This window comes from Flexistipes sp. (assembly GCF_036172515.1).
In the GTDB taxonomy this organism is placed as follows: Bacteria; Chrysiogenota; Deferribacteres; order Deferribacterales; family Flexistipitaceae; genus Flexistipes.
In genome coordinates this window covers 113768-134149 of sequence record NZ_JAXKVW010000004.1, presented here as the reverse complement: position 1 = coordinate 134149, position 20382 = coordinate 113768, and the positions used below count along the sequence as shown (strand labels likewise).

22 protein-coding genes are annotated in these 20382 nt (G+C 35.7%); 8 read left to right on the top strand and 14 right to left on the bottom strand.

All coding sequences use genetic code 11. The features are described from left to right. Window positions 1-5 precede the first annotated feature (5 nt). From UMU13_RS04755 to UMU13_RS04710, 10 genes are all read right to left on the bottom strand, one after another. A complete protein-coding gene (locus UMU13_RS04755) occupies window positions 6-1370 on the bottom strand; it encodes a TrbI/VirB10 family protein (protein ID WP_328217474.1) in 1365 nt (454 codons plus the stop codon). Window position 1371: 1 nt separating this feature from the next. Then, window positions 1372-2088 carry a TraK domain-containing protein gene (locus UMU13_RS04750; protein ID WP_328217473.1) on the bottom strand — a complete coding sequence of 239 codons (717 nt, stop codon included), beginning with the start codon at window positions 2086-2088 and terminating at the stop codon, window positions 1372-1374. Further along, a complete protein-coding gene (locus UMU13_RS04745; protein WP_328217472.1) occupies window positions 2085-2654 on the bottom strand; it encodes a TraE/TraK family type IV conjugative transfer system protein in 570 nt (189 codons plus the stop codon). Before UMU13_RS04745 ends, UMU13_RS04750 begins: the two co-directional genes overlap by 4 nt. Before the next feature lie 9 nt (window positions 2655-2663). After that, entirely contained in the window at window positions 2664-2948 is a 285-nt protein-coding gene (traL, locus tag UMU13_RS04740; RefSeq protein ID WP_328217470.1) for a type IV conjugative transfer system protein TraL, read from the bottom strand. Between the two features lie 94 nt (window positions 2949-3042). Beyond that, on the bottom strand, window positions 3043-3387 hold the full coding sequence (locus UMU13_RS04735) for a TrbC/VirB2 family protein (protein ID WP_328217469.1): 345 nt from the start codon (window positions 3385-3387) through the stop codon (window positions 3043-3045). A gap of 95 nt (window positions 3388-3482) precedes the next feature. Next, window positions 3483-4091 carry an OmpA family protein gene (locus tag UMU13_RS04730; protein WP_328217467.1) on the bottom strand — a complete coding sequence of 203 codons (609 nt, stop codon included), beginning with the start codon at window positions 4089-4091 and terminating at the stop codon, window positions 3483-3485. Between the two features lie 359 nt (window positions 4092-4450). Beyond that, window positions 4451-5200 carry a hypothetical protein gene (locus UMU13_RS04725; protein WP_328217466.1) on the bottom strand — a complete coding sequence of 250 codons (750 nt, stop codon included), beginning with the start codon at window positions 5198-5200 and terminating at the stop codon, window positions 4451-4453. Between the two features lie 2 nt (window positions 5201-5202). After that, window positions 5203-6201: a ParB/RepB/Spo0J family partition protein gene (locus UMU13_RS04720; protein WP_328217465.1), complete on the bottom strand. Its 999-nt coding sequence runs from the start codon at window positions 6199-6201 to the stop codon at window positions 5203-5205. 144 nt (window positions 6202-6345) lie between these two features. Then, window positions 6346-6594, bottom strand: coding sequence for a hypothetical protein (locus UMU13_RS04715; RefSeq protein ID WP_328217464.1), 249 nt, complete (start codon window positions 6592-6594; stop codon window positions 6346-6348). Between the two features lie 115 nt (window positions 6595-6709). Further along, the gene (locus UMU13_RS04710; RefSeq protein ID WP_328217463.1) at window positions 6710-7954 is read right to left on the bottom strand and encodes a hypothetical protein; all 1245 of its coding nucleotides are present in this window, start codon (window positions 7952-7954) and stop codon (window positions 6710-6712) included. A 564-nt stretch (window positions 7955-8518) separates the two neighbouring features. Between UMU13_RS04710 and UMU13_RS04705 the strand changes: the two genes are divergently transcribed. The 3 genes from UMU13_RS04705 to UMU13_RS04695 all read left to right on the top strand — a co-directional run bounded on the left by UMU13_RS04705 (window position 8519) and on the right by UMU13_RS04695 (window position 11815). Then, a complete protein-coding gene (locus tag UMU13_RS04705) occupies window positions 8519-8938 on the top strand; it encodes a helix-turn-helix domain-containing protein (protein ID WP_328217462.1) in 420 nt (139 codons plus the stop codon). Between the two features lie 154 nt (window positions 8939-9092). Beyond that, entirely contained in the window at window positions 9093-10190 is a 1098-nt protein-coding gene (locus tag UMU13_RS04700; RefSeq protein ID WP_328217461.1) for a helix-turn-helix domain-containing protein, read from the top strand. 110 nt (window positions 10191-10300) lie between these two features. Beyond that, window positions 10301-11815: a hypothetical protein gene (locus UMU13_RS04695; RefSeq protein ID WP_328217460.1), complete on the top strand. Its 1515-nt coding sequence runs from the start codon at window positions 10301-10303 to the stop codon at window positions 11813-11815. 150 nt (window positions 11816-11965) lie between these two features. On the opposite strand, the gene UMU13_RS04690 is transcribed toward UMU13_RS04695, so the two are convergent. Both UMU13_RS04690 and UMU13_RS04685 read right to left on the bottom strand, forming a co-directional pair. Then, entirely contained in the window at window positions 11966-12472 is a 507-nt protein-coding gene (locus tag UMU13_RS04690; RefSeq protein WP_328217459.1) for a lytic transglycosylase domain-containing protein, read from the bottom strand. Continuing rightward, entirely contained in the window at window positions 12469-12909 is a 441-nt protein-coding gene (locus tag UMU13_RS04685) for a metal-dependent hydrolase (RefSeq protein ID WP_328217458.1), read from the bottom strand. The genes UMU13_RS04690 and UMU13_RS04685 overlap by 4 nt, the downstream gene beginning before the upstream one ends. A 577-nt stretch (window positions 12910-13486) precedes the next feature. Between UMU13_RS04685 and UMU13_RS04680 the strand changes: the two genes are divergently transcribed. Next, window positions 13487-14866, top strand: coding sequence for a hypothetical protein (locus UMU13_RS04680; RefSeq protein ID WP_328217457.1), 1380 nt, complete (start codon window positions 13487-13489; stop codon window positions 14864-14866). Between the two features lie 178 nt (window positions 14867-15044). Here UMU13_RS04680 and UMU13_RS04675 read toward each other — a convergent pair whose 3' ends face one another. After that, window positions 15045-16325, bottom strand: coding sequence for a hypothetical protein (locus UMU13_RS04675; protein ID WP_328217455.1), 1281 nt, complete (start codon window positions 16323-16325; stop codon window positions 15045-15047). A gap of 721 nt (window positions 16326-17046) precedes the next feature. Further along, window positions 17047-17469 (bottom strand): hypothetical protein, encoded by a 423-nt coding sequence (locus UMU13_RS04670; protein ID WP_328217454.1) that lies wholly within the window; start codon window positions 17467-17469, stop codon window positions 17047-17049. A 138-nt stretch (window positions 17470-17607) separates the two neighbouring features. Between UMU13_RS04670 and UMU13_RS04665 the strand changes: the two genes are divergently transcribed. The 4 genes from UMU13_RS04665 to UMU13_RS04650 are packed head-to-tail and all read left to right on the top strand — an operon-like array spanning window position 17608 to window position 20379. After that, complete coding sequence (locus UMU13_RS04665; protein ID WP_328217453.1) at window positions 17608-18060, top strand: TrbI F-type domain-containing protein; 453 nt, start codon at window positions 17608-17610, stop codon at window positions 18058-18060. A gap of 3 nt (window positions 18061-18063) precedes the next feature. Further along, window positions 18064-18723 carry a hypothetical protein gene (locus UMU13_RS04660; protein WP_328217452.1) on the top strand — a complete coding sequence of 220 codons (660 nt, stop codon included), beginning with the start codon at window positions 18064-18066 and terminating at the stop codon, window positions 18721-18723. After that, complete coding sequence (locus tag UMU13_RS04655; RefSeq protein WP_328217451.1) at window positions 18710-19666, top strand: TraU family protein; 957 nt, start codon at window positions 18710-18712, stop codon at window positions 19664-19666. Before UMU13_RS04660 ends, UMU13_RS04655 begins: the two co-directional genes overlap by 14 nt. Then, entirely contained in the window at window positions 19651-20379 is a 729-nt protein-coding gene (locus tag UMU13_RS04650) for a hypothetical protein (RefSeq protein WP_328217450.1), read from the top strand. The genes UMU13_RS04655 and UMU13_RS04650 overlap by 16 nt, the downstream gene beginning before the upstream one ends. The last annotated feature ends 3 nt before the right edge of the window (window positions 20380-20382 follow it).

Below are 20382 nucleotides of genomic sequence, written 5' to 3'. Positions count from 1 at the left end.
TCCTTTCAATTTTTCAGTGGTGTTTTTTCTATATCTTTATTCATTAATACAAATTCTTTTCCGTCTTTTAGTACCATAGTGACATTTCTTCCTGCTCCCACTTCTATTACAGGAAACATGGATTCAGCCATTTTCATATAAAACTCTGCCAATTTGCTCATGGCATTACCCACTCCTTCAAGACCTGCCGCTTGGAAGGCTTTATCTGGATCAATAGATTTTGTAGAGCCTTCAGGAGTTACCGATATATCACTCGCCGCTTGAGTGAAAGCATTAGCAACACCTTCTGCAAAACCTGCGACAAGAGCTTTTGCAAGGATAGTGCCCTGCTTTGATACAAGCCTGCCTCTTAGTCCTACCTTGCCGTCTTCACCCATGATCCAGCCCTGAATATTTGTATCTACAACCTTTTTCTCATAACCTTCCTCAATGCAGGAAAGTTTTACCATGCGTATATATGCACGCTCGCTTGATAAGTCGCCTCTTGCTGAGCCAATGCCTATACAATCAATCATGTTGGACCTGTAACGGTTAGGCAAAATTGTGTTTTCGTTAAGATTTATCAAAACAGGCTGAGGCTGTTGCTCGCCTACCTGCATTGTAGGTGCATCCACACCTGTTAGAAGCACTCCTCTAACGAAAGAGCCGCTCGGTATATAGAAACTCTCCTGCGAGGCATTATCTTTTGTTAGAGAAGCTTTGTCTGCTTCATAGACATATATGCTTTTTTCTTCTTCTCCTGTTGTACTTTCTGGATTTGTAACAGGTTGTTTCATGTAATTACTGTTCTTGTTATAATATTGCTTGTATCCTTCCTGTTCTTTATTGTTTTCATAGGGTTTAGGTGGCGGAGGAAGAATATCCATATTTACAGTTTTAGCTTCTTCCTCTGTACTTTTATTATCTTTTGATAATTTATTTTCAGCATCTTTGTTTTCCTCTGTTGTTGTCTTTTCTGTTGTTGTTTTCTCTATAATTTGTTTCTCCTGATTTATTTTCTGTTTAAGCATTTCCGTAATTTCCTGCTTTGTGATTTCGTTCTCTTTCTTTTCTTTTTTGAGCTGTTGAACAAGTGAGTTTATCTGGGTGCGTAGCTCTTTATTCTGTTGTTTGAGCTCGCTAAAATCAGCCTCTATCCTTGACTTCCAGTCAACTTGTTTTTCTGATTTGCTGAGTAAGCCTTCTCTTTCAATCTTTTTACCTGCATGTAGCTTTTGCTGTTTCTGCACAAAAGACCAGTATGAAAAGACAAGTATGCCGATTATAAATAAAAGCAGTACACCAAATGCCATAAAACGTTTCTTTTTGATAATATCGTCATCTGTCTGTATTCCGTCTTTGTTAAATACGTTTTTCAGCTTATCCAGCATCTTAGCCCTCCACCGTAACTGGATATACTATGTAAGCTTTAGTAGTCCCGTTATCGGACAATTCATGTTTATCTAAAGAGATTGCTCTCATCCCTTGTGTGTAAAAATCACGTTCTTTTAAATATAGAGAATCCCCGGAGATGTTTGTCACTTGCCATATCTCAAGCTTGTATCTGTAACCTTTAAGTTCTTTCAATTTTTGCAGATAAAGCTGATCTGTACTGAAATAAATATTCTCATCTGAAAAATCTTTCTTAAAGTAACCGTCAATATTCCCGCTGTTTTTAGCAGATATAATCATATTTCGGATGACAACTTCATACGGAAGCGATTTCTCAGCTCTTCTAATCTTTTCATTCTTTTTTGTAGGATCAATTATTTCTACTGTTTGAGCTGGAATACTCTGAGGAATGAGGATTATATTAATTACGCTGTGTTCTTCATCATTTAGTATAATAAAAAGCTCTGCCGGCTCATTTTTGTTAAGTCTTACAAATAGGCTTTTGTTCTCAATATTGAGAGTCATTTTTTTAGACGTTTTTACCTCTTTGATTTGATAGGGCAGTTTAATATGATTTATTTCCTGCAAAGATACCTCAATGAATCGGTTCTCCCCGAAAAGCTCTCTAATATCTTTGACTACTTCAGCTTTAAGATTTGTTGTTACTGTCAAACAAAATAAAAAAAGCAGAAAAACCGGTAACATTATACGCTTCATCTTTTATCAACCTCCTTGCTTAAATATGTCAGATACATATGGCCGTTTATAACAGCCATTCTTATGGTGTACTTAACGTCATATTCATTTATGTTTGTCCCCACTTCTCTGAAAGCTTCGCCAGGAATAATCATTTGAGCATAATTTCCTTTAATCTGAAGTTTCATATCTTCCCATTCAGGATAAAAAGCCTGCCTAACCCTGTTTTCTTTCACATGCTTTTCAAGTTCCACTAATTCGGGCTTGATATCTTTTATATTCTCCGGGTGTGTCATGCTAAGAAGGATGTATGTATTATCATCTATATTCTCAGACGAGTAATTCCCGACTGTCGCTACTATATACTTGCCCCACATCTCAAAAAGACTTCTGCTAACCTCGTTCGATGAATAAACTATGGACTCGGTAAGTCTCGTAGGCGGAAGCTGGATAACTACTTTTTGGTGAGTGAAAGAATAGGCAGTCAAAATCATCAAAAACACATTTAATACCGCCAATATTATAGTGAAATGTGAATACTTTTTGGCTTTATTTTCTACGTTTTTCCATTTTTCTACAAATGCCATTAATTCCCCCTAATCAGTGAATTCTCTTACATGGTATGGTGGAATATTGTTTGGCGTCATTACGCCTATCTTATATAAAAAGTGCATAATAAAGCCTTTGTGTTTTGTTTTTTTAAGACGGCGGTAGTACATGACTAAAATAAAAGCTAAACCTACCGTTATAATTGCATGCCTTATAATCAATCCGATGAACATGCTTGCAACTAAGATGCCAAATTCATCAATTTCCCAAAAAAGAACGACCGGTAATTGATCTAAATCTTTAGGTATTTGGTAATTTCTATTGTCTTGCATAACTGCCTCCTTGACAAATGCGGAGCGGAAAACTGCTAATCGGCTTCTAACCGATGCTAAATGACAGAGGGGCGGGAGCAACCCCTCTGTCATTTTAGCTTGTTCCAAAAGCTGCTTGTCCAAGATCAAAGAAACTTGTTGCTATACCGCCAAGACCACCGATTACAAAAGCAAGTACGATTCCCCAGCCGAGTGCAGACAAACTTTTTGTTGCAATGGAAATACCTGCAGCAATAATAAAAGTTACCAGTGCCATCAAAAGACCGAGATTACCGGAGATCCAATCTCCAAGAGTATTGTAAGTCTGTTCGAAGGGATCGGCTGCCATTGCGTTTGTGGAAACTGCAATTACTGCTACACATACAAACAATCCTAATTTCAAAATTTCAGGATTGTGCATGGTACTAAGGTACTGCATCTTAAATTTCTTAATTCTCATTTCTAAAACCTCCTCTATGTTTTTTCCACTCCGGAAATTTAATAACTATCAATAACCCACAAAAGGTTATTGCTCCCGCCAACGCTATGAATAGTTCACTCACTCTTTACCTCACGCACTGCGTCTTCCACTGCTTTTTTTGTTAATATTTCAACTTCAGCACGTCTTGAAAGTCCCTCTGTCCGCTTGAAACAACAGTCCCCCTTGCCTTCAACGGTTGTGTCAAAGCCTTTAGTCTTGAAATAACCGGCAACTGTCATCGCTCTTTTAAGTGCAAGCATGTTGTTGTATTCTTTCGAACCTACACAGTCCGTATATCCGGTTATTTTTAAGGTCGGTTTATTTTTATCCTTATACTTTAGAACAATTCCTTTGAGCTTTTCATAACCTTCAGGAGATATGTTATACTCATCGAAAGCGAAATAGACGGTTGCCAGTAAATTTTTCTGTTCATCAGCCAAAGTTTTATTATCCGCTTTCACAGCTTCGTTTTTAGACAAATCTTTATCTGTACCATGTTTCTTAGCTTTCTCTGTTCCCCTTTTTTGAGGAGTCACCTCTGCTTTCATCAAAGCAAAAGGGTTCTGTATGTCACTGCCTTGACTTTCCACTCTCTCTGCGATTACGTATTGATTGCTTTTTAAGAAGGTTGTGCCTTTATATATATAATCATCTACCTGCTTATGAATTATCGCAGCATCCATAAAACTCTCCTTATCCGATGAATTTGTTGCATATATACAGTAGGGCTAAAAAAGAGTAGTGATTGTGGTTTCTCAAACTTTCTCGAAAATCATTGTTTGAGATACCACATCCATTTTTTCAAAATTTTCCTATTCTGAATTGTGCTATAGGTGAGGGAAAAATACTGATAAGTGAGGATTTTTATGATAAAGTGTCCTTCATGCGGAGAAGAAATGCTCGCAACTAAAGAAAAACATGAAAAAGGAAAAGTCACACTTATGCTTAAATGCGAAAAATGCTGGTTTATTAAATATATTGAATTAAAAACGACCGATCATTTTTTCTTAGAAAACAAATTAAGATTAATAAAGAAACCAAATTAGACAGCTTCTTTGTATTTGTTTTTTCTTTTACAAGATTTGCATACTCTCTCATATCTCTCAGCTATAATTTCTTTGAGACAGATGTTGCATTTTCTTACTTCTAACTGGGCGGAATTAATCAGGATTTTAAAGACATCGTTGGGCTTAAACTCTGTAAAATATTTAAAGTAAAGGCTGATAAAATCTTCAAGTGTAGGTGCTAAATTGTATTTTTTTATAATTTTTAAGCATAAGATTTTTTCTTTTCTCCCCATCAACCTCTTATCAGAAGTATAATCTTCGGGGCATACGTATTTACCTACTTTTATGAGTCTTTTTCTTAAGCTGGAATGATCTGGTGTAAAACCCTCATTTGCTTCTTCAAACAATTTAGCACAGTTTCTCAGGCTAAGGCCGGATTTCAGCAGCATAACACAGTCTTCAAAAAACTGAGTTTCTATATCAGGCTCTGGTGAATAACCGAATTTATCTTTTAGCGATTCGTAAATATAGTTAACATCGTATCTTCCTGCAAATTTACTCAAAACTGATGTTATTGAATGTCCCCTTTTAAGGAGTTTATGAGCAATAGTGACATCCTTAATACTTGGCTTGCGTTTGCCTAAATTTATTTTTACACAGACTTTTTTACTGTACTGATAATTTTTCCTTAAATACTGCACTCTACAGTTTGACAGTTCTGAGATATACTCAGGATTTAACCCCATATCGATAAGCCTTTTTATATCATCACAGTATTTATACATTTTTACTCCAGAAAATTTAAAACTTGCTCTTTATACATTTCTTCTACTTTTTCCGCATCTTTAGAGTTTTCTATAAATTCCTGCAAATCTTCCTTATCAATTAATCGAAATAAAGGAGCTGCAGGAGGATAATAATTATCAAACAGATTGCACTCCACTTCTTTATAATCAGCCATTTTCAATTCTTTTAATGACATATTGTACTGTTTGCACTTTTTTACAAGATCAAGTATCGATGCATTTATTTTGGCAATGTCCAGGGCAATATCTTTTAAGCCGGCGTCACTTTCTGACAGGGGTGAATTACCTCTTACAGTTAATCTTGCCATTTCGTTTTTCAGATCATAATATTTCTTTTCTGCCTTTTTTGCTTTTTTAGATAATGCATCTTTTTCCTCGTATAACCTTTTGAGTTCGTCTTTCACATCTTCTGCAGCTACATCTTTCAGTTGTTCATAAATAAAATATTGTATCTCTGGTGAAGCACTGGCAATACTGCCTGCTTTCTTGATGCTTACATTACCCTTATCGATTATTGGTTTTAATTCCGGAATCATTTTTTCCTCGATACTGATAAGAGAGGCTGTATTATTTTGCCCATACTCAGACACCCTGCTTATCTTTTTTACTTTCTCTTTTTTATTTTTACCGGAAGTTTTTTTATAGAGCATATATAAAGCTTTCGCCTTTTGGGATGTAGTTAATTGCCTTCTGCGGATATTGGCGTCCACCATGCAAAGATATTCTTCTTCTTTATTTCTAAACTTTTTTACAATGCATGGCAGTTCTTTTAAGCCAAGTTCTTTTGCAGCTCTGAACCGCTGGTTGCCGGAAATTATTGTATATTTATTTTTTCCGGTTTCTTTCACAGTTAATGGATCGATGATTCCCAGTTCTGCGATACTATCTTTCAACTCTTCAAATTCTACCCCTATTATATCATCAAAATAGTCTTTGTTTTCTTTGTGCTCCGACAGCTTTTCAATTTCTATCAATTGCACTATAAAACCTCCTTTTTGATGTGTTTCACTTGTTTACCTGCCTTTGAGGCTGGTGCTTTATGCTTAACATTTGGCATACTTTTATACCATTTCACAAAATGTGAAGTGGCATACTTTTATGCCATTTCTATATTATAATTTTGCTCAAGCAATCTTTTTTGACTGAATTATTAACTTTTTCACCTCTGGGTAAGGTATATATACCATCCCATGTTTTTTATGATATTTCAGACGCCCAGCATTTATCAGATTGTAAAGATATTTTTTGCTATAGCCCGTGTGTTCCGTAACCCTTTCTATATTCCAGGCTCTCTCTTCTCCTATTTTATCCCAATCTGTACTATTGAGATATTCGCAAATAACATTATAAAGATTTCTGTCCAAATCGCTCATATGCCAGCCCTCCTAATTTATTGGTCTTCAAAAAAATCATCTATAATTACATTATCCGACGTATTTGTCCGATCTATTGTGGCATTTATAATCTTTTTTCCCCGGATTGATATTCTCACTTTCTTTCTCCAGTAATTACAAGCTTCAACCTTTCAGATCTCCTATAAGTCCTATCAACGTCTAAAATCATTTCACCGGAATCTATTTCTTCTTTAAGCCCTATTTTTTCTATATCAGGTACAGCTTCACTATGGTTAACGCAGATACAGTTACAGGCGTAATTAACGTAAATATCTTCCTTTTCGATGTATCTTTCATAACTTACTTTGCCGGTTCCATTGCAGTATTTGCATGATAAATCTGCTGTGTGCTTAATACGCTCACGCCTATTTTCTTTTACTTTTATATGCTGGTATCTATCTGGCAAAAAATCTTCAAAATAACGGTTGTCTTTTCTTTGGCCATAAAAATTTGAAGGGTCTTTAATATAGCGATGTTCATGAATATGCTTAGTTGTCCTGTATTCTGAATAGTTCTTTGCGGCAGCTTTCAGCTCTTGCTCAGAATATTCGTTTAGAAGTTTTGATATATTTTGTATTGCTCGCTCTTTATTCCTGCGTTTATCACTTTCCTTGTTATAGTTTGCATATTGCTCATAGATCTTCTCAGCGGTTGCTTTTAAATCATCCTCAGGTGCAAAATCTTTTTTTGCACCGCCTGTAGTATTCTCTGTATTTGTAGTCTCCGTAATAATAGTCTCTGTATATGTATTTCCTTTTAGGGAAATACCCTCTTTACTTTTAGGGAAACACCCTCTTTCCTTTTTTGTAACTACCTCTTTACTTTTAGGGAAATAGGTATTTACCTGAGCCGATTTTTCGGGAAAGACCTGTTTACTTTCAGGGAAAGAGGTGCTTTCTTTTAAGTTAATAGTAATCTCTTCAATTCTTTTGGGATTAATATCAATATACATTACGTTAGTTATGATAGATTTGTTCTCAAGTTCTATGTTTTTGAAAACCCTTTTTATTAAACCCAAGTTTTCTAACTGAATCAAAGCTGTTCGGATTTGTTTTTTTGAAAATCCAAATTGAATTTCAAAAGACTTGTATGAACGTTGCAGCATATCATCTTTAAATTTCTTCTTGTACCCAGTAAACTTGCCAGTAGTTTCTTCTTTTACCGCTGTTCCACGATACCAGTACAATATTTCTGCAAGTATTATGATTGCGTTTATATCCGGCTTGCCGTTTGGTCTGGTTATTTGTGAATACCAATTGTGAGGTATTATGTTGCCATCAAGGTTTAGTTTAGTTATTTCCAAAACCTTATCTGTTGCATCTAAAGTTACTTCGGACATTCATTTCTCCAAAATTTTTGTTTTCCGTCACTTTTACATCCAGATAAGCGTCAATTTTTTCGAGTACAATTTTTTAAACTATTCAGTGATTAGTATTTCTATCTTTATGCTGTTATAGCAAATGTGGTTTTTTAAGCTTCTGATAAAAGTTAATTCACGTAAACATTTATTCTGTTATCGGTGCAAAACAGTGAGACTCATAAAGCATTGTTAAACAAGAGCTCTGTCACCCCTGTGACATCTCAATGTCACACCTCTGACATTTGATCTGAACTATCTTTTTAAAATCACATTATTCTTATCGGGTCGATTATTTACCTAATAGAATGTGTTCCATTAATATACAAATATATTGTTTTCAATATATAATTTCAACCATTTTTGTGAATTATAATTAACAAATTGGCTAAATTATTAATCTACACTAATCTTATATAGTTTATTATTAACAAGTTACCTATTCACATACTCATGTGCTCATTATTGCTTGTTTATTTTAATATAATAAGTATTATAAGATAAAAATACCCAAATAATATGTTATAGTGTATAGAGGATTGTTATATGTCTGATATCAAGACCAATGAGTACAAATCAATTATTGGAAGTAATCTTAGGTTCTGGAGGAATATTCGAGGTTTGAAACAAGAGTATATCGGGAAAAAAATAGGTTTAAACAGATCGTACATATCAAAAATTGAAAATGGTGAAGCTAACCCCTCTTTGGAATATTTAAGCAAAATTGCTCAGTTATTAAATGTCGATATTGAAGATATTGTCGCACCACAGCCACACAGAGAGTTAGTTTTAGAAGTTTTTGAAGATAAATCCATTGATCCACCTGTAACAGATGATGAGCTCAAAGATTTGCTCTCCTTAAGGTTTAGAAGCAAAGAGCCAAATCTAAACTTTTTTTATTTTATGTTAGAGTTACTTAGAGGTGGCAAGACCTTTTTTAGTGAAAAAGAAGGTAGTAAACGGTAAAAAAAAGAAAGTGAGCAATGAACTTCCCACGACTAAAGTCGTTGGCTTCTAACTTCACAGTTATAATTTCCTACTTCAATAATATCCTACATATATATACCATTTGACAATATATTGTAATATAGTATATTTAATTAAAAGAAAGGGGGTAGCCATGAATATACATGAACTCTCTAAAAATGTTAAACAACTGAGGAATGCCAAACGGTTGAGTCAGCAGGATTTAGCTGAGATAGCCGGTATTTCTTTACCGGCGATCAAAAACCTTGAAAATAAAAAAAGTGAGCCAAGAGTAGCTACTTTACAGGCAATAGCCAAGGCTCTTGGAGTAAAACTTCACGAGCTTTTCCAGCCTGCGAGGGAGCTAACTACTGTCAGATTTCGTTCAGCAAAACGTATGCAAAATCGTGAAAATATTCTTTCCTATATTGCAAGGCGAATTGACGACTTCAATTACTTGGAAAAAACTTTAAGTAAAAAGAAACAGTTTTCACTTAACTCCATAAGAAATGAATATTCACAAATCTCTCCTGTTGAAGCTGCACAACTTTGCAGAAAGAAACTGGGACTTAAAGATACTGAACCAATCCATGATATCTGCGGCTTACTGGAGGATGCAGGCGTAAAAGTCTTCCCTATTCCATTGTCATCAGATAGTTTTTTTGGTCTCTCGATTGGTGAGGATGATGGTGGTCCTGCTGTCGTGGTTAACGTATGGGATAGGATTTCTGTAGAAAGATGGATTTTTAGTGCCGCGCATGAAGTTGGTCACCTTATACTGCATCCTGATGCATATGACGTTAATTTGGTAAAAGATGATGAGAAAGAGGAAAAAGAAGCCAATATGTTTGCCAGCCATTTTCTTATGCCGGATAAAGGGTTTTTGAAAGAATGGAAAGAGGCTTTAGGTTTACACTTTGTGGACCGGGTTTTAAAAATCAAGCGTATTTTTCGTGTTAGTTATAAAGCTATTCTTTCAAGACTTATAGAGCATGGAAAAGCTGATAATTCTATATGGAAAAAATTTAATTTTGCTTTTCAGAAACGTTATAACCGCAAACTCCCTTTTAAAGAAGAACCGGAAAGTATATCAGGTGCCGAACCCTTTGGTATGCAACGATTTGACTTTTATGAGGATCGTTTCAGCCGCCTTGTGAGAGAGGCTGTGGAAAATGACAAAATATCTCTCAGCAGGGGAGCTGAAATGCTTGAAGTCAGTATTGAAGAAATGCAGGAAATTTTGAAAGACTAAGGAGTAAGGAGGTGGTGTAGAAAATCAATATTTCTTTCTTGCTAAATGCTACGAATTTTACCCTTTTTAATCTATTTTAATCCTTAAATACTTTATAGGAGGTTAGTTTTATGAAAAGAGTTTTTTTGGTGGCGGTTGCTTTGCTTTTTGTGGGTTGTGCCTACACTTCAGGAACTCATTTGGCAGTCTTAAGTGGTGAGACAAAGAAGAATCACCAGATTGATAACACCACAATTAGGGGAAAAGTAGCGTCACTGAATAGCATTAGATATTTGTATGCTGAACACCCCATACACATTTACAATGTAGATGAAAGAACCTTTCTTGTTCCGGTTGGCGGGCATTTAGTTGACAAGCTTAACTCTAAATTGCTGCAAATATGCGAAGATTTGAACGGTTCTGCTATTGAAGAAACTGTTGTTATTGATTCCTTTACAAATCAAAAGTCTATCAAAGAATCAAAAGCTAACGCTAAATCTAATTATTTCAGATGTATCAATGAAGTTAATAATTTTACTGTTGCACAGAGTTTCTCTTTGATGCGTAGGCTTGACCCAAATGGTGAGTATTACCCATTAGGTTTCACTGTTATCATAACTGAAAAACCCGAAAAACCTCAAATGTCTTATATGCAGTATAATACATTTGTTTCTGGCAAAGAAGATATTACCTTGACAGAGCTGTTAGACAGTAAATTTAGCATGATGACTGCATTGGGTAATGGAATTGCTTTATCACATGATAAGATTGGCTTAGGTGGTTTGAAAAAACTTGATGATGGCTCATATGAACAAACATTTACATATGACCCTGACCGTTCAGTTGTAGACCCTGTTCGTGATTATGGAATTATTTCGGATTTAAACGCTTTCTGTTCATACCATGACGGTTATTTGAAGCCTATTACAAATAGCAGAGTAAATATGTTTGCAGAGTTTGGAAAGAAAATTTCAAACACTGTAAATTATCAGTGCAACTCTCCAGACACACCTTTTTATTTTAAATTCAAGTACACAAAACTCGCATACGAAAGACCATATAAAATTGTAATCAGAAGAGGAACTTTGACTAATGTTAAGCAAAAAAATGCAGACAAAACTAACATGGGCCATGATATGCAAAACTCACTGTCTGAACAAGGGCTAAAAGCAATGCTTAAAGAAAAGCTCGCCAAGAAAATGGACTCTTCTGTAAATACTAATATTAACGGAAGTTCATCACAGCTTGTTACTACTGTAAATTTCAGGACTCCACATGCTGTTATGGACAATCCGAATTATGTGCTTGATATATACTGGATAAGGCAAAATGGCAATTGTGAGAATATCTCTATTGTAAAAACATACAAATATAGTAACGATACTGCAGAGATAAAAAATTACCTAAAATGTAACGGACGAGTAAAAAGATTACAGAATACTAACTTGCCGGTTCTATTGCCTGATAACTTAAGAAATAAACAAGACTCTTTCATGAAACAAGTTCAGGATACAGGAAGTTTAGTGTATGTTGATTCTTATTCTGGAATTACTGTCATAGGCAGGAAAGCCGATAATTATTGTAAATCTTATTTGTTCTATATGAAAAATAATCAACTGCTCAAGGCTGTTCAGGGCGGTTGTTAATTACCCGTGGGACACACGGGGGCTCGCTTGGTGCCGCAAGGCAGAACTCCCGGGTACGGGAGTGCCCCCAAGAATCCCACGGCTTTAGCCGTGTGGAGTGTCAAATTATTCGTCACCCGACAATAAACCGGGTGACGGTTTGTTTTTTCATCACTTGGTTTTGCTTGCCAACAAACCGGTAATCTTATTTATATATTTTCTTTTATATTTTTCAGTATGTGAGTGATAACGCCCGATTGCTTCCCAATTGTATCCGTGACGGCTGATCTCATAAGCCAAAATCCAACTTCCCAGATGTACGTTGAAACAGGGGTCGAGTCCGTAAGAATAATCGTAATTAAACCTGTCAAACCACCATTTATTAATCTGCATAATCCCTACATCAAAGCTCTCTGACTTATTTTTGTTAATGATTTTAAGAGCTTTCTCAGGGCTTTCAGGATAGTAACTTTTACCGGATACATTTATTGCGAAAGGATTACCGTTACTCTCAGTCTCTATTATCGCCCTGATTATTTCAGGAGCTATGTTATATTTGTAAGCCGCATCGGATATGCAGGAATCAATTTTACTACTTAAAGAAGGCTCTGACTTCCTTGCTTCCGCATGGGCTATGTTTGCAAAAAGCAGAAGAAATACCAATACAATTAATCTCATCGCCCTACCCCAAAATATAAGAAGGTTGCAGACAATATGGCAACAAGTGCATATTCTGCAGCTGAACCTACTAAGAACAAGTGAAAACCTATTGATTGTTTGAAAGGATTGAGAAAAGGCACTCCGCTTTTTGTGAAGCTGTCAAAAGCGATATGGAGCAAACTGCCGAATGAAAGATACCAGATGATCTCAGATGTGTTTATTTGGAAAATAACAGGAAATACCTGACTATAGCACAGAAACAAGATTACAGCCCACAATAGCCACCAATGCGTAATTGTCCGATGTACTCTGAGAAATGTCCACTCGTTATTTCCGGCTATTATCCTGTCCAGCAAATCAGGTAATATTCCACCGAGTACCGTTAAGGCTATACCGGCTATATCAAAACCGAGAAATACTGAAAGTGAACCGTTAATTGCTTTGTGGGAACCCATCTTCATGAGTGGAAGTATAGGAAGTAAGACGACCCATTTTTGTGGTATTAGGGTATAGAGACTTTTGAATAATTGGTATATTGTCACCCTGAACTTGTTTAATGTGTTCCACTAGCATCGATCAAAGACCGATTAGCAGCTATGTAAATAGCTAAATTGAATGTTTTACAACATATTTACCAGCCTGAAAGCCTGGTGATAGACGAAGTCAATCAATTTGTGTATACAACATATTTACCAACCTATTAGGTTGGTGCTACAGGGTCTCATAACTTATTGATGATACGAGATGCTGAAATAAATGATTGCCTATGGCAAATTTACCCTCCATGGGCGGATGTTACAGCATGACAAATAGAGTTATTCAAAAGTCTCGTTTATGTATATAAAATGTGGAGAATCGGGTTCGATCCCTCCCACCTCCCTATATTCCATCTTTTTTCCCATATTATTAATTATATATCTTTCAAAAAAGTCTGAAATCTTTCTTGAAATGGTAAAACAGTATGCTAAAATAAGATAAATAACCCGGAGGGTACTGCCTATGCCAAGCGGATGGAATCATCAGCTGTTTAATATGTCACTCGTGGCAAAATCAATCCGTGATATCCCTAATAAAATATCAAAAACGGACAAACATTCAATCAACAGTGTAAAACGCAGTATAAGGGAACATTTCAGAGGAATAAAAGAACTATCCGAAATAAAGGCCAAAGCTGAGGAATTATACAGCAGATCCGTAATCACCCGTGAGGAGATGCAGTTTATAATAGATAATCCCGAACTGATTGGTGAAGGCGGTTCTGAAATAATACCCTACCTCGGGTTTGCAGTGAAACCGGTGAAAAATATTTCAGCATCCGGTGGTTCCGGCCGTGATCCGCCTGATATTTCAGGTACAGCCTGCAATTCCGTTAAGAATACAGAAAAAACACTCACCAGAAGACATATCCTCAAAACAGCTGCTGCTGCGGGCATATTTGCAGTCCTTTCACCCTTATTATCCAATGCCGCTTCTCTGGGAGATGCTTTAAGTAAAAACCAAAAAGGAGTTTATCCTACAACATTAGATTATAACTTTGTAACACCAGATGGAACACCTAAATTTGGTTATTCTGAATGGGACAGAAACAGAATGAAAGATCAGAATCTACCTCCGGGCATATGGGAAATGCTCAACAGAGAAGGAAACAAATATATAATAAAAGCATTCAAAAAACACCAAAGTTACGATGCTGATTTAAGACAAATAAATGGATTAGAACATCTTGCTTCTGATGTCCAAATGAGAGAACCTGGGTTTTGGCTAACTTTTGGACTAATAAATAAAAAAACTGGTGGTGCAGATATGCACTATAATTTAAACGACCTACAAAAAGATGAGAGATTTGACGAGCTAAGCCCATCAGTATATTATTTTGCAAGAGGTATGGAAGACTTTGGTACATATTGGATAAAAAATAAGAGAGGTAAAACAAAAGGAGCTACTTTTAAACAATGTAAAGAGATGGAATTACACTTTTTAAAAGGATTATTCACATCTTTCAAATATGAAGACAAAATAACTGATTACGATAAATTAGGATATTATGAAAAAAGAGTAAAACAGAAAGAGATAGGCGAGAAACTCGCAAAAGAATACCAGTCAAAAGATATCAACGGCCGAGAGGCCATGATCAAAAACATTATACTCCCCAAAATCAACCAACTCGGAAATTCCGGCGACGACTATATGAGAAAACTTTGGGCAAGTTGGAACATAACTATGAACGTAATAAATTACGACTACACTTATGGTTATAACAATGGCAATACAGAAAAAAAAGAATATGGAGGAGATAATTCAGATTTAATGTGGAATAAATTAGAGGAAATAATAACACCTAAAAATGGAGACTATATCTTACCACAAATAAGAGGGCCGCCAAGATACTATAATAAAAGATATTATTTTTAAAATAATTCTTTAGCACTTTTCTTCTTAATAGGCTTTCTTGATACACTTCCCGGAAGCGGGGCTTCAGCCCCGCCCGGAAACAATGTCTGTTTGAAAATCAAAACCCGCCTTATGAGTTCAAGGTTCGACGCTGTATTCCCACTCAACCAATACACAAATACACAAATACACCAATAAACTAATCAACTTGCGATATAAATGAAAACCGGTCAGCGGTATCGTTATAAAAATTACGGCTGTTCACCCTGTTAAATCCCAGTTTAAATTCCGGCATCTCCCTGCCCTTTAAAAAATCCCTGTGCATAAGAAGTGTCGGCTTGACAGCACCGTTTTCCACCTGCACAAAGCGTCTGTGGGAAGAACTCAGATTTACAGATGGTACATTCAGCTTGCACGCAAAATATATCAATTCCATTATTTCATCATTGGATACAAGGGGCGCACCCTTTTCCTGAATAAAATACTTCTGCAGACTATCCGCTAAATAGCCGTCCATGCCGCCCGGTCTGAATTCCATCAAAAATTTATCATATGTATCCACCGCATCCATTGCAAATGCACCAAGCATCCCGTCAAAACCGTATTTACTGCATATATACATCATGGCAAGATCATCGGATACTCCCTCGCCATCCCTCAGTCTGAAAAACGCCTGGTCATATTTCGGGTATTTGTATAATCTGCTTTCTTTTTTTATAACACCCAACTCAATAAGATATCGTATGTTTGCGGATGTAAACTCACCTCTGCCCGTATCCCCGAGATTAATGTCCTTGAATTGCCGCCTGTTTACCACATAAATACTGCCGCCACCTATATTGAGATCATTACCGCCGAAATCCTTTTTATACCGACCTATGGTCTTTCTCCGGTATCCGTAGCTGTCCATATAGCCTGCCAGAACCATACCTTTTAAAAAGGGGAGTGTTTCTGCGGATTTGCCTTCAAGAAATTTTACGCCAAACAATCCCCCTGTATCCGTATACAGAGGGATATTATCCTGATCTATATATGCAAAAATATGATTGGTTAATTTTTCGATTTCACGATTCCGGAATCTGCGGACATCCAGATTGTTAAGATGAGGGTACATCCTTTCAAGAACAGTGCAGACCTTGTCAAAAGTGGCATCCTTAAATTTTAAAGGTATCCCGTCATCATCGATAAACCAGCCGTGACCGTTTAATGCCCTGCCCAGAACAGATTGGACAAGGACATTCTCAAGATGCTGACTGCCTAATAAAAATTTCCGGGACAGCAGATATTCAAAATCGAATTCCACGCACTTATTAAAAAGATTTTTATTATTCTCTGTGGATACAGTCTTAAAAATATCCTGCTTCTCAGGATAGGCACCGTCAAACTTGTCATTATCCCTGCCTTTATAGCTGTCCATCAGTATGGATACTTTATTCAGGGATGTATCTGTTCTCTTTTTCTTGTTACGTTTTTCCCGCATTAATACGTACCTTAATTTTGATTGATGAATTTGTACAATAAGCAGGTGAATTTATCAATACAATACCTCCGGAAGATTCTGGTGGATATTATTTATCCTCTTATTCAGCAAAAATTACCTCTAATTTTTGAGTTTTAGACAAAAAGGTAGGTCAGTATACTCAAAAGGACTATCTTGCATCACAAAGGAAATGAGAAGTAAATATGTTTATTATCAGATATATATATCTGTCTCAATAAATCCGATACATATGCTCAACATATAGATGCTTATCATTTGCATACAACCGTTTCATTAAATCCAACAAATTAAGTTCAACACATTAATTTGACTTTATAACTCATCAGAATATGACCGGAAAATCATAAAAAATTATAGCAGAATATAAAAATATATAGGCAGTTATCTACAAGTGGTGAAAGACATATTTAAACAAAACGCCTGTTTGCCACTGGATATTTCATTCCCTTATAATATTCCTGTAATGAGTTGGATAATTATCATAAATATCCATTAGCGATTATTCAAATTTTCACAATCACTTTGTTTTTTATTACTTCCAATTTCACCCATTGCCATAAAAATATATTTTTTCTGGCTTTTTATAAAAGTTGCCTCTATGTGTGCTTCTAATATAAAAGACATATTTGTGAAATTAATAGAAAATACATTAGAATCTATATTTGGATACTTACATATGAGCCCTAATTGATATGACTTATTAATCCCACACTTTTTGACTTTCTCTATATATCCGCCTAATTTTTTGAATTTTTTTTGCATAAAAATCTCTTTTCTCTTGCAATTCACGCATTTCATTTTCTAATTCTTTCAACATAGGATACATATTATCTTTACCATATTGTTTTAAAACTTTATGAGTAATTCTGCGTCCGATTCTTTTACCATACCATTTTTTGCCTTCTTTCGTATTAAGCTTATAGGAGATTTTCCACTCATATGAGTGAGGACAAAAAATACAGTCGTCATTATAACAATGCTTTAGTGTCATATAAATTGAGTTTCTTTCATAATACTTTTTTTGATTTTTAACCTTATGCTCCATTTCTTTTTTCACTTCTTCGAACTTGTCGAATAAGTCATCAAGCAAAGCTTTTAATCTGTCTTTTTCGTATTCAATCACACTATCACCTCAATGCCATTTTACTCATAAGATAGCATTTAAAGACAAAATAAATGTGGTTTTTCATTCAAATACCACAATTTCTTCTCTGTTTTATTATTATTTTCTAACATGAACAAAACTTTGAAGGAGGCAGAAATGGCGGAAGAAAATATCAAATCAAAACCGTCGGAAAACGGTAAAAAAAATAGCAGCAAAGACAGTAACAAGAAAGGGGTTGGAATAACTTTTTATATTTTCGCTGTGATCGCTTCAGCTCTAATCGTTGCAGTCGGCATCACCCAATATCGTATGTTTTATTTCAAAAAGGACATTCATCAAAACATCGCAACGGTTAACACTACCGCTCTCATTCAGGAGTTTAGGCTTAATTCAGTTGAATCGCTAAAGCAAAACAAGCAAACAAGCATCTCTAAAAACGAGTTAAAAAATTATCTAAATGACATGCAGGAAATCGTTGACGGTATGTCTAAGAAGTATGGAGTTGTTTTGCTTGAAAAAGGTGCAGTTATAAGCAAAGGCTTCGTCGACTTAACGCCGGAACTTAGGAAAAGAATGGTAGACAGAGGATATGAGTTTTTAGAGGAGTGATTTATGCGGACTGTCCTTATGGTGATTTTGATAACCTTGGTAGCATTCAATGCCTATACATCAGCAGGCGGAGTTGTAAACTTAGGAACTCATGGGAAAACATATCCAATTATAGAAAACAATTTTTATACTTGGCTGATGGATAGAATCCGTTCTCAGAAAAATAAAGTACCCAGTATAAATGAGCATACCCTCAGCAAAAAACTTGCAAAGAAAATGCAAGTTAAAGATTTTGATATACGCAATTGCACTGAAAATAAAACTAAAACCGTTGATCCTACCTATATCCTCGATCACAACATAACCGATTCAAACGGAAACATTCTTTATTCAAAAGGTACTGTTGTAAACCCATTCGATTATATCAGTTTTAAAAGAAAGTATTTCTTTCTCGATGTGGATAATTCAACACAAATTCGGCTCTATAAAAAATTATTAGCTTCCTCTGATAAACCCATACAGCCATTGGCTGTAAGTGGAAATCTGCAGAGGTATTATCAAAAAGCAAAATCACTAAATATACCTATCCCAGCAGGTAAACCCAACAAAAGAATAATTGAAAAAATGAATATAAAATGTGTACCGGCATTGGCATATCAATCCGGCAAGATTTTAAAGGTTCGGGAGTACGGTTTAAAGGGGGAGAAAAATGCACAAGAGTAAGAAAATTATCATAATTGCAATTATTTTATCTGTTTTTATTTCCATGCCTCGTAAATCCCATTCCGCCGGATGTGTGCCTATGTTTAACCCTATCTCAAATGTTGATTGGAGTATGTTTGTTAGGGAGTTTAGATTTTTAGGTATTTGTGCTTGTGGTGATCCTGTACCAAGAGTAGGCTTAAAGATACAATATGCAGAGCCAATAGCGTTAATTGAAACAACTCAGAAGCCTTTTTTCTTCCCTTCGTTTAATATTGATTTAGGTATGGCTTCAGGCCTTTATAAGGTTGGAAGTCAGATGGGCGACAGTGGAAGTTCAGTAAATTCGCATTTTGTATGGTATCCGGTGTTCTGGGTCTTAAATATATTATCTGATGTTCTATGTATGCAGGCTGATCCCACCTCTATTGACTTCGGTTATTTGTCCGAAGTTGACCCGACTTGGACATATGATGAATTAAATCACTTCATACAGCCGGAGAAACTATTATTTGCCAACCCTATTGCTCAGTCAGCATGTTTGGCAGATTGTGCAGCTTCTACATTTCAAAAACCTCTTAACCTAATGTTTTGGTGTGCAGGCTGTTGGGGCGGTATATTTCCAGATAGTGGCAATGTTCAGGAACAAAAGCAGAACGACATAGTGCAATCTAATCTTATAGCAACAAGAATAATTGATAAAATGCACAATGCTTTTTTATTGTGGGCTACTAGTCCCGGTGAAACAGTTGGCTTGTCTGAAATACCTGATTCAATATGCCAGCCTATGCCTTTTCCCAGGATAATAAAGACTCAATACTGGCTACAGCCCGCATGTCCTGTAACACGAAATGCATATGCAATAGGTACTATACCACCCGTTTTTGAAGCTTTTGCAAAATCTCCGGGCTATGAGGATTACGTTCATGTCTTATGGAGGAAAAGAGTATGCTGTCTATTATAAAAAGAAAGAAAAAACTGATAATTTTAACCTTCTTGTTATTAGACATATTTATAACAAGCACTGTACATAGTGGGCAATATGATAGTTTATACAATGATTTTCACAATGACAGTGAAAGCTATAAAAGCGAAAATAAAATCAATGAAATTAAAAACACTGCTCCCCAGTATGATGAAAATAAAGCTAATTATCAGGATGCTAAAGATCAGGAAAGTGCAAACAGATTTATGGACTATGGAACGGAACTAACAGACTCATGCACGGTACAGCTCTACGAACAGGAAAAAACATATGAATGCAAAGAAGAAGAGGACATAACTTATGATTTCAGTAATGGTAAATCAGAAATCCTAAGCGGAGAGGGTCTTGATGGTATTCAGATTCAAGACGGAAAAATAAGATTTTACGACGATGATTACGGCACAGGTTCTTGGGTTAGTTTAACAGGTTCAGGTAGAAGCGGTTCAAATGACGGTATTCAAATAAGCAATGAGAAAATAAGGGTTTATGACGGTGCTGATTATAGTGGTTGGATTTCATTTAAGAATGGTGGTTTAGCGGCAGCAGGAGATACGGGTATAGAAATTAAGGATGAGCGTATCAGATATCGTGATGATTTTGATAATCAAGCAGGTGGTTGGTTAAAGATAAACATACAAAATCATGTATACAAAGACTGTTCTTATAATATCAGCTCGGAAGCAATTAACTAATAA

Excerpts from the sequence above, each read along its gene's own strand:
- UMU13_RS04755 (WP_328217474.1), bottom strand. The coding sequence starts at position 1,370 with ATGCTGGATAAGCTGAAAAACGTATTTAACAAAGACGGAATACAGACA.
- UMU13_RS04750 (WP_328217473.1), bottom strand. The coding sequence starts at position 2,088 with ATGAAGCGTATAATGTTACCGGTTTTTCTGCTTTTTTTATTTTGTTTG.
- UMU13_RS04745 (WP_328217472.1), bottom strand. The coding sequence starts at position 2,654 with ATGGCATTTGTAGAAAAATGGAAAAACGTAGAAAATAAAGCCAAAAAG.
- traL (WP_328217470.1), bottom strand. The coding sequence starts at position 2,948 with ATGCAAGACAATAGAAATTACCAAATACCTAAAGATTTAGATCAATTA.
- UMU13_RS04735 (WP_328217469.1), bottom strand. The coding sequence starts at position 3,387 with ATGAGAATTAAGAAATTTAAGATGCAGTACCTTAGTACCATGCACAAT.
- UMU13_RS04730 (WP_328217467.1), bottom strand. The coding sequence starts at position 4,091 with ATGGATGCTGCGATAATTCATAAGCAGGTAGATGATTATATATATAAA.
- UMU13_RS04725 (WP_328217466.1), bottom strand. The coding sequence starts at position 5,200 with ATGTATAAATACTGTGATGATATAAAAAGGCTTATCGATATGGGGTTA.
- UMU13_RS04715 (WP_328217464.1), bottom strand. The coding sequence starts at position 6,594 with ATGAGCGATTTGGACAGAAATCTTTATAATGTTATTTGCGAATATCTC.
- UMU13_RS04710 (WP_328217463.1), bottom strand. The coding sequence starts at position 7,954 with ATGTCCGAAGTAACTTTAGATGCAACAGATAAGGTTTTGGAAATAACT.
- UMU13_RS04705 (WP_328217462.1), top strand. The coding sequence starts at position 8,519 with ATGTCTGATATCAAGACCAATGAGTACAAATCAATTATTGGAAGTAAT.
- UMU13_RS04700 (WP_328217461.1), top strand. The coding sequence starts at position 9,093 with ATGAATATACATGAACTCTCTAAAAATGTTAAACAACTGAGGAATGCC.
- UMU13_RS04695 (WP_328217460.1), top strand. The coding sequence starts at position 10,301 with ATGAAAAGAGTTTTTTTGGTGGCGGTTGCTTTGCTTTTTGTGGGTTGT.
- UMU13_RS04690 (WP_328217459.1), bottom strand. The coding sequence starts at position 12,472 with ATGAGATTAATTGTATTGGTATTTCTTCTGCTTTTTGCAAACATAGCC.
- UMU13_RS04685 (WP_328217458.1), bottom strand. The coding sequence starts at position 12,909 with ATGGGTTCCCACAAAGCAATTAACGGTTCACTTTCAGTATTTCTCGGT.
- UMU13_RS04680 (WP_328217457.1), top strand. The coding sequence starts at position 13,487 with ATGTCACTCGTGGCAAAATCAATCCGTGATATCCCTAATAAAATATCA.
- UMU13_RS04675 (WP_328217455.1), bottom strand. The coding sequence starts at position 16,325 with ATGCGGGAAAAACGTAACAAGAAAAAGAGAACAGATACATCCCTGAAT.
- UMU13_RS04665 (WP_328217453.1), top strand. The coding sequence starts at position 17,608 with ATGGCGGAAGAAAATATCAAATCAAAACCGTCGGAAAACGGTAAAAAA.
- UMU13_RS04660 (WP_328217452.1), top strand. The coding sequence starts at position 18,064 with ATGCGGACTGTCCTTATGGTGATTTTGATAACCTTGGTAGCATTCAAT.
- UMU13_RS04655 (WP_328217451.1), top strand. The coding sequence starts at position 18,710 with ATGCACAAGAGTAAGAAAATTATCATAATTGCAATTATTTTATCTGTT.
- UMU13_RS04650 (WP_328217450.1), top strand. The coding sequence starts at position 19,651 with ATGCTGTCTATTATAAAAAGAAAGAAAAAACTGATAATTTTAACCTTC.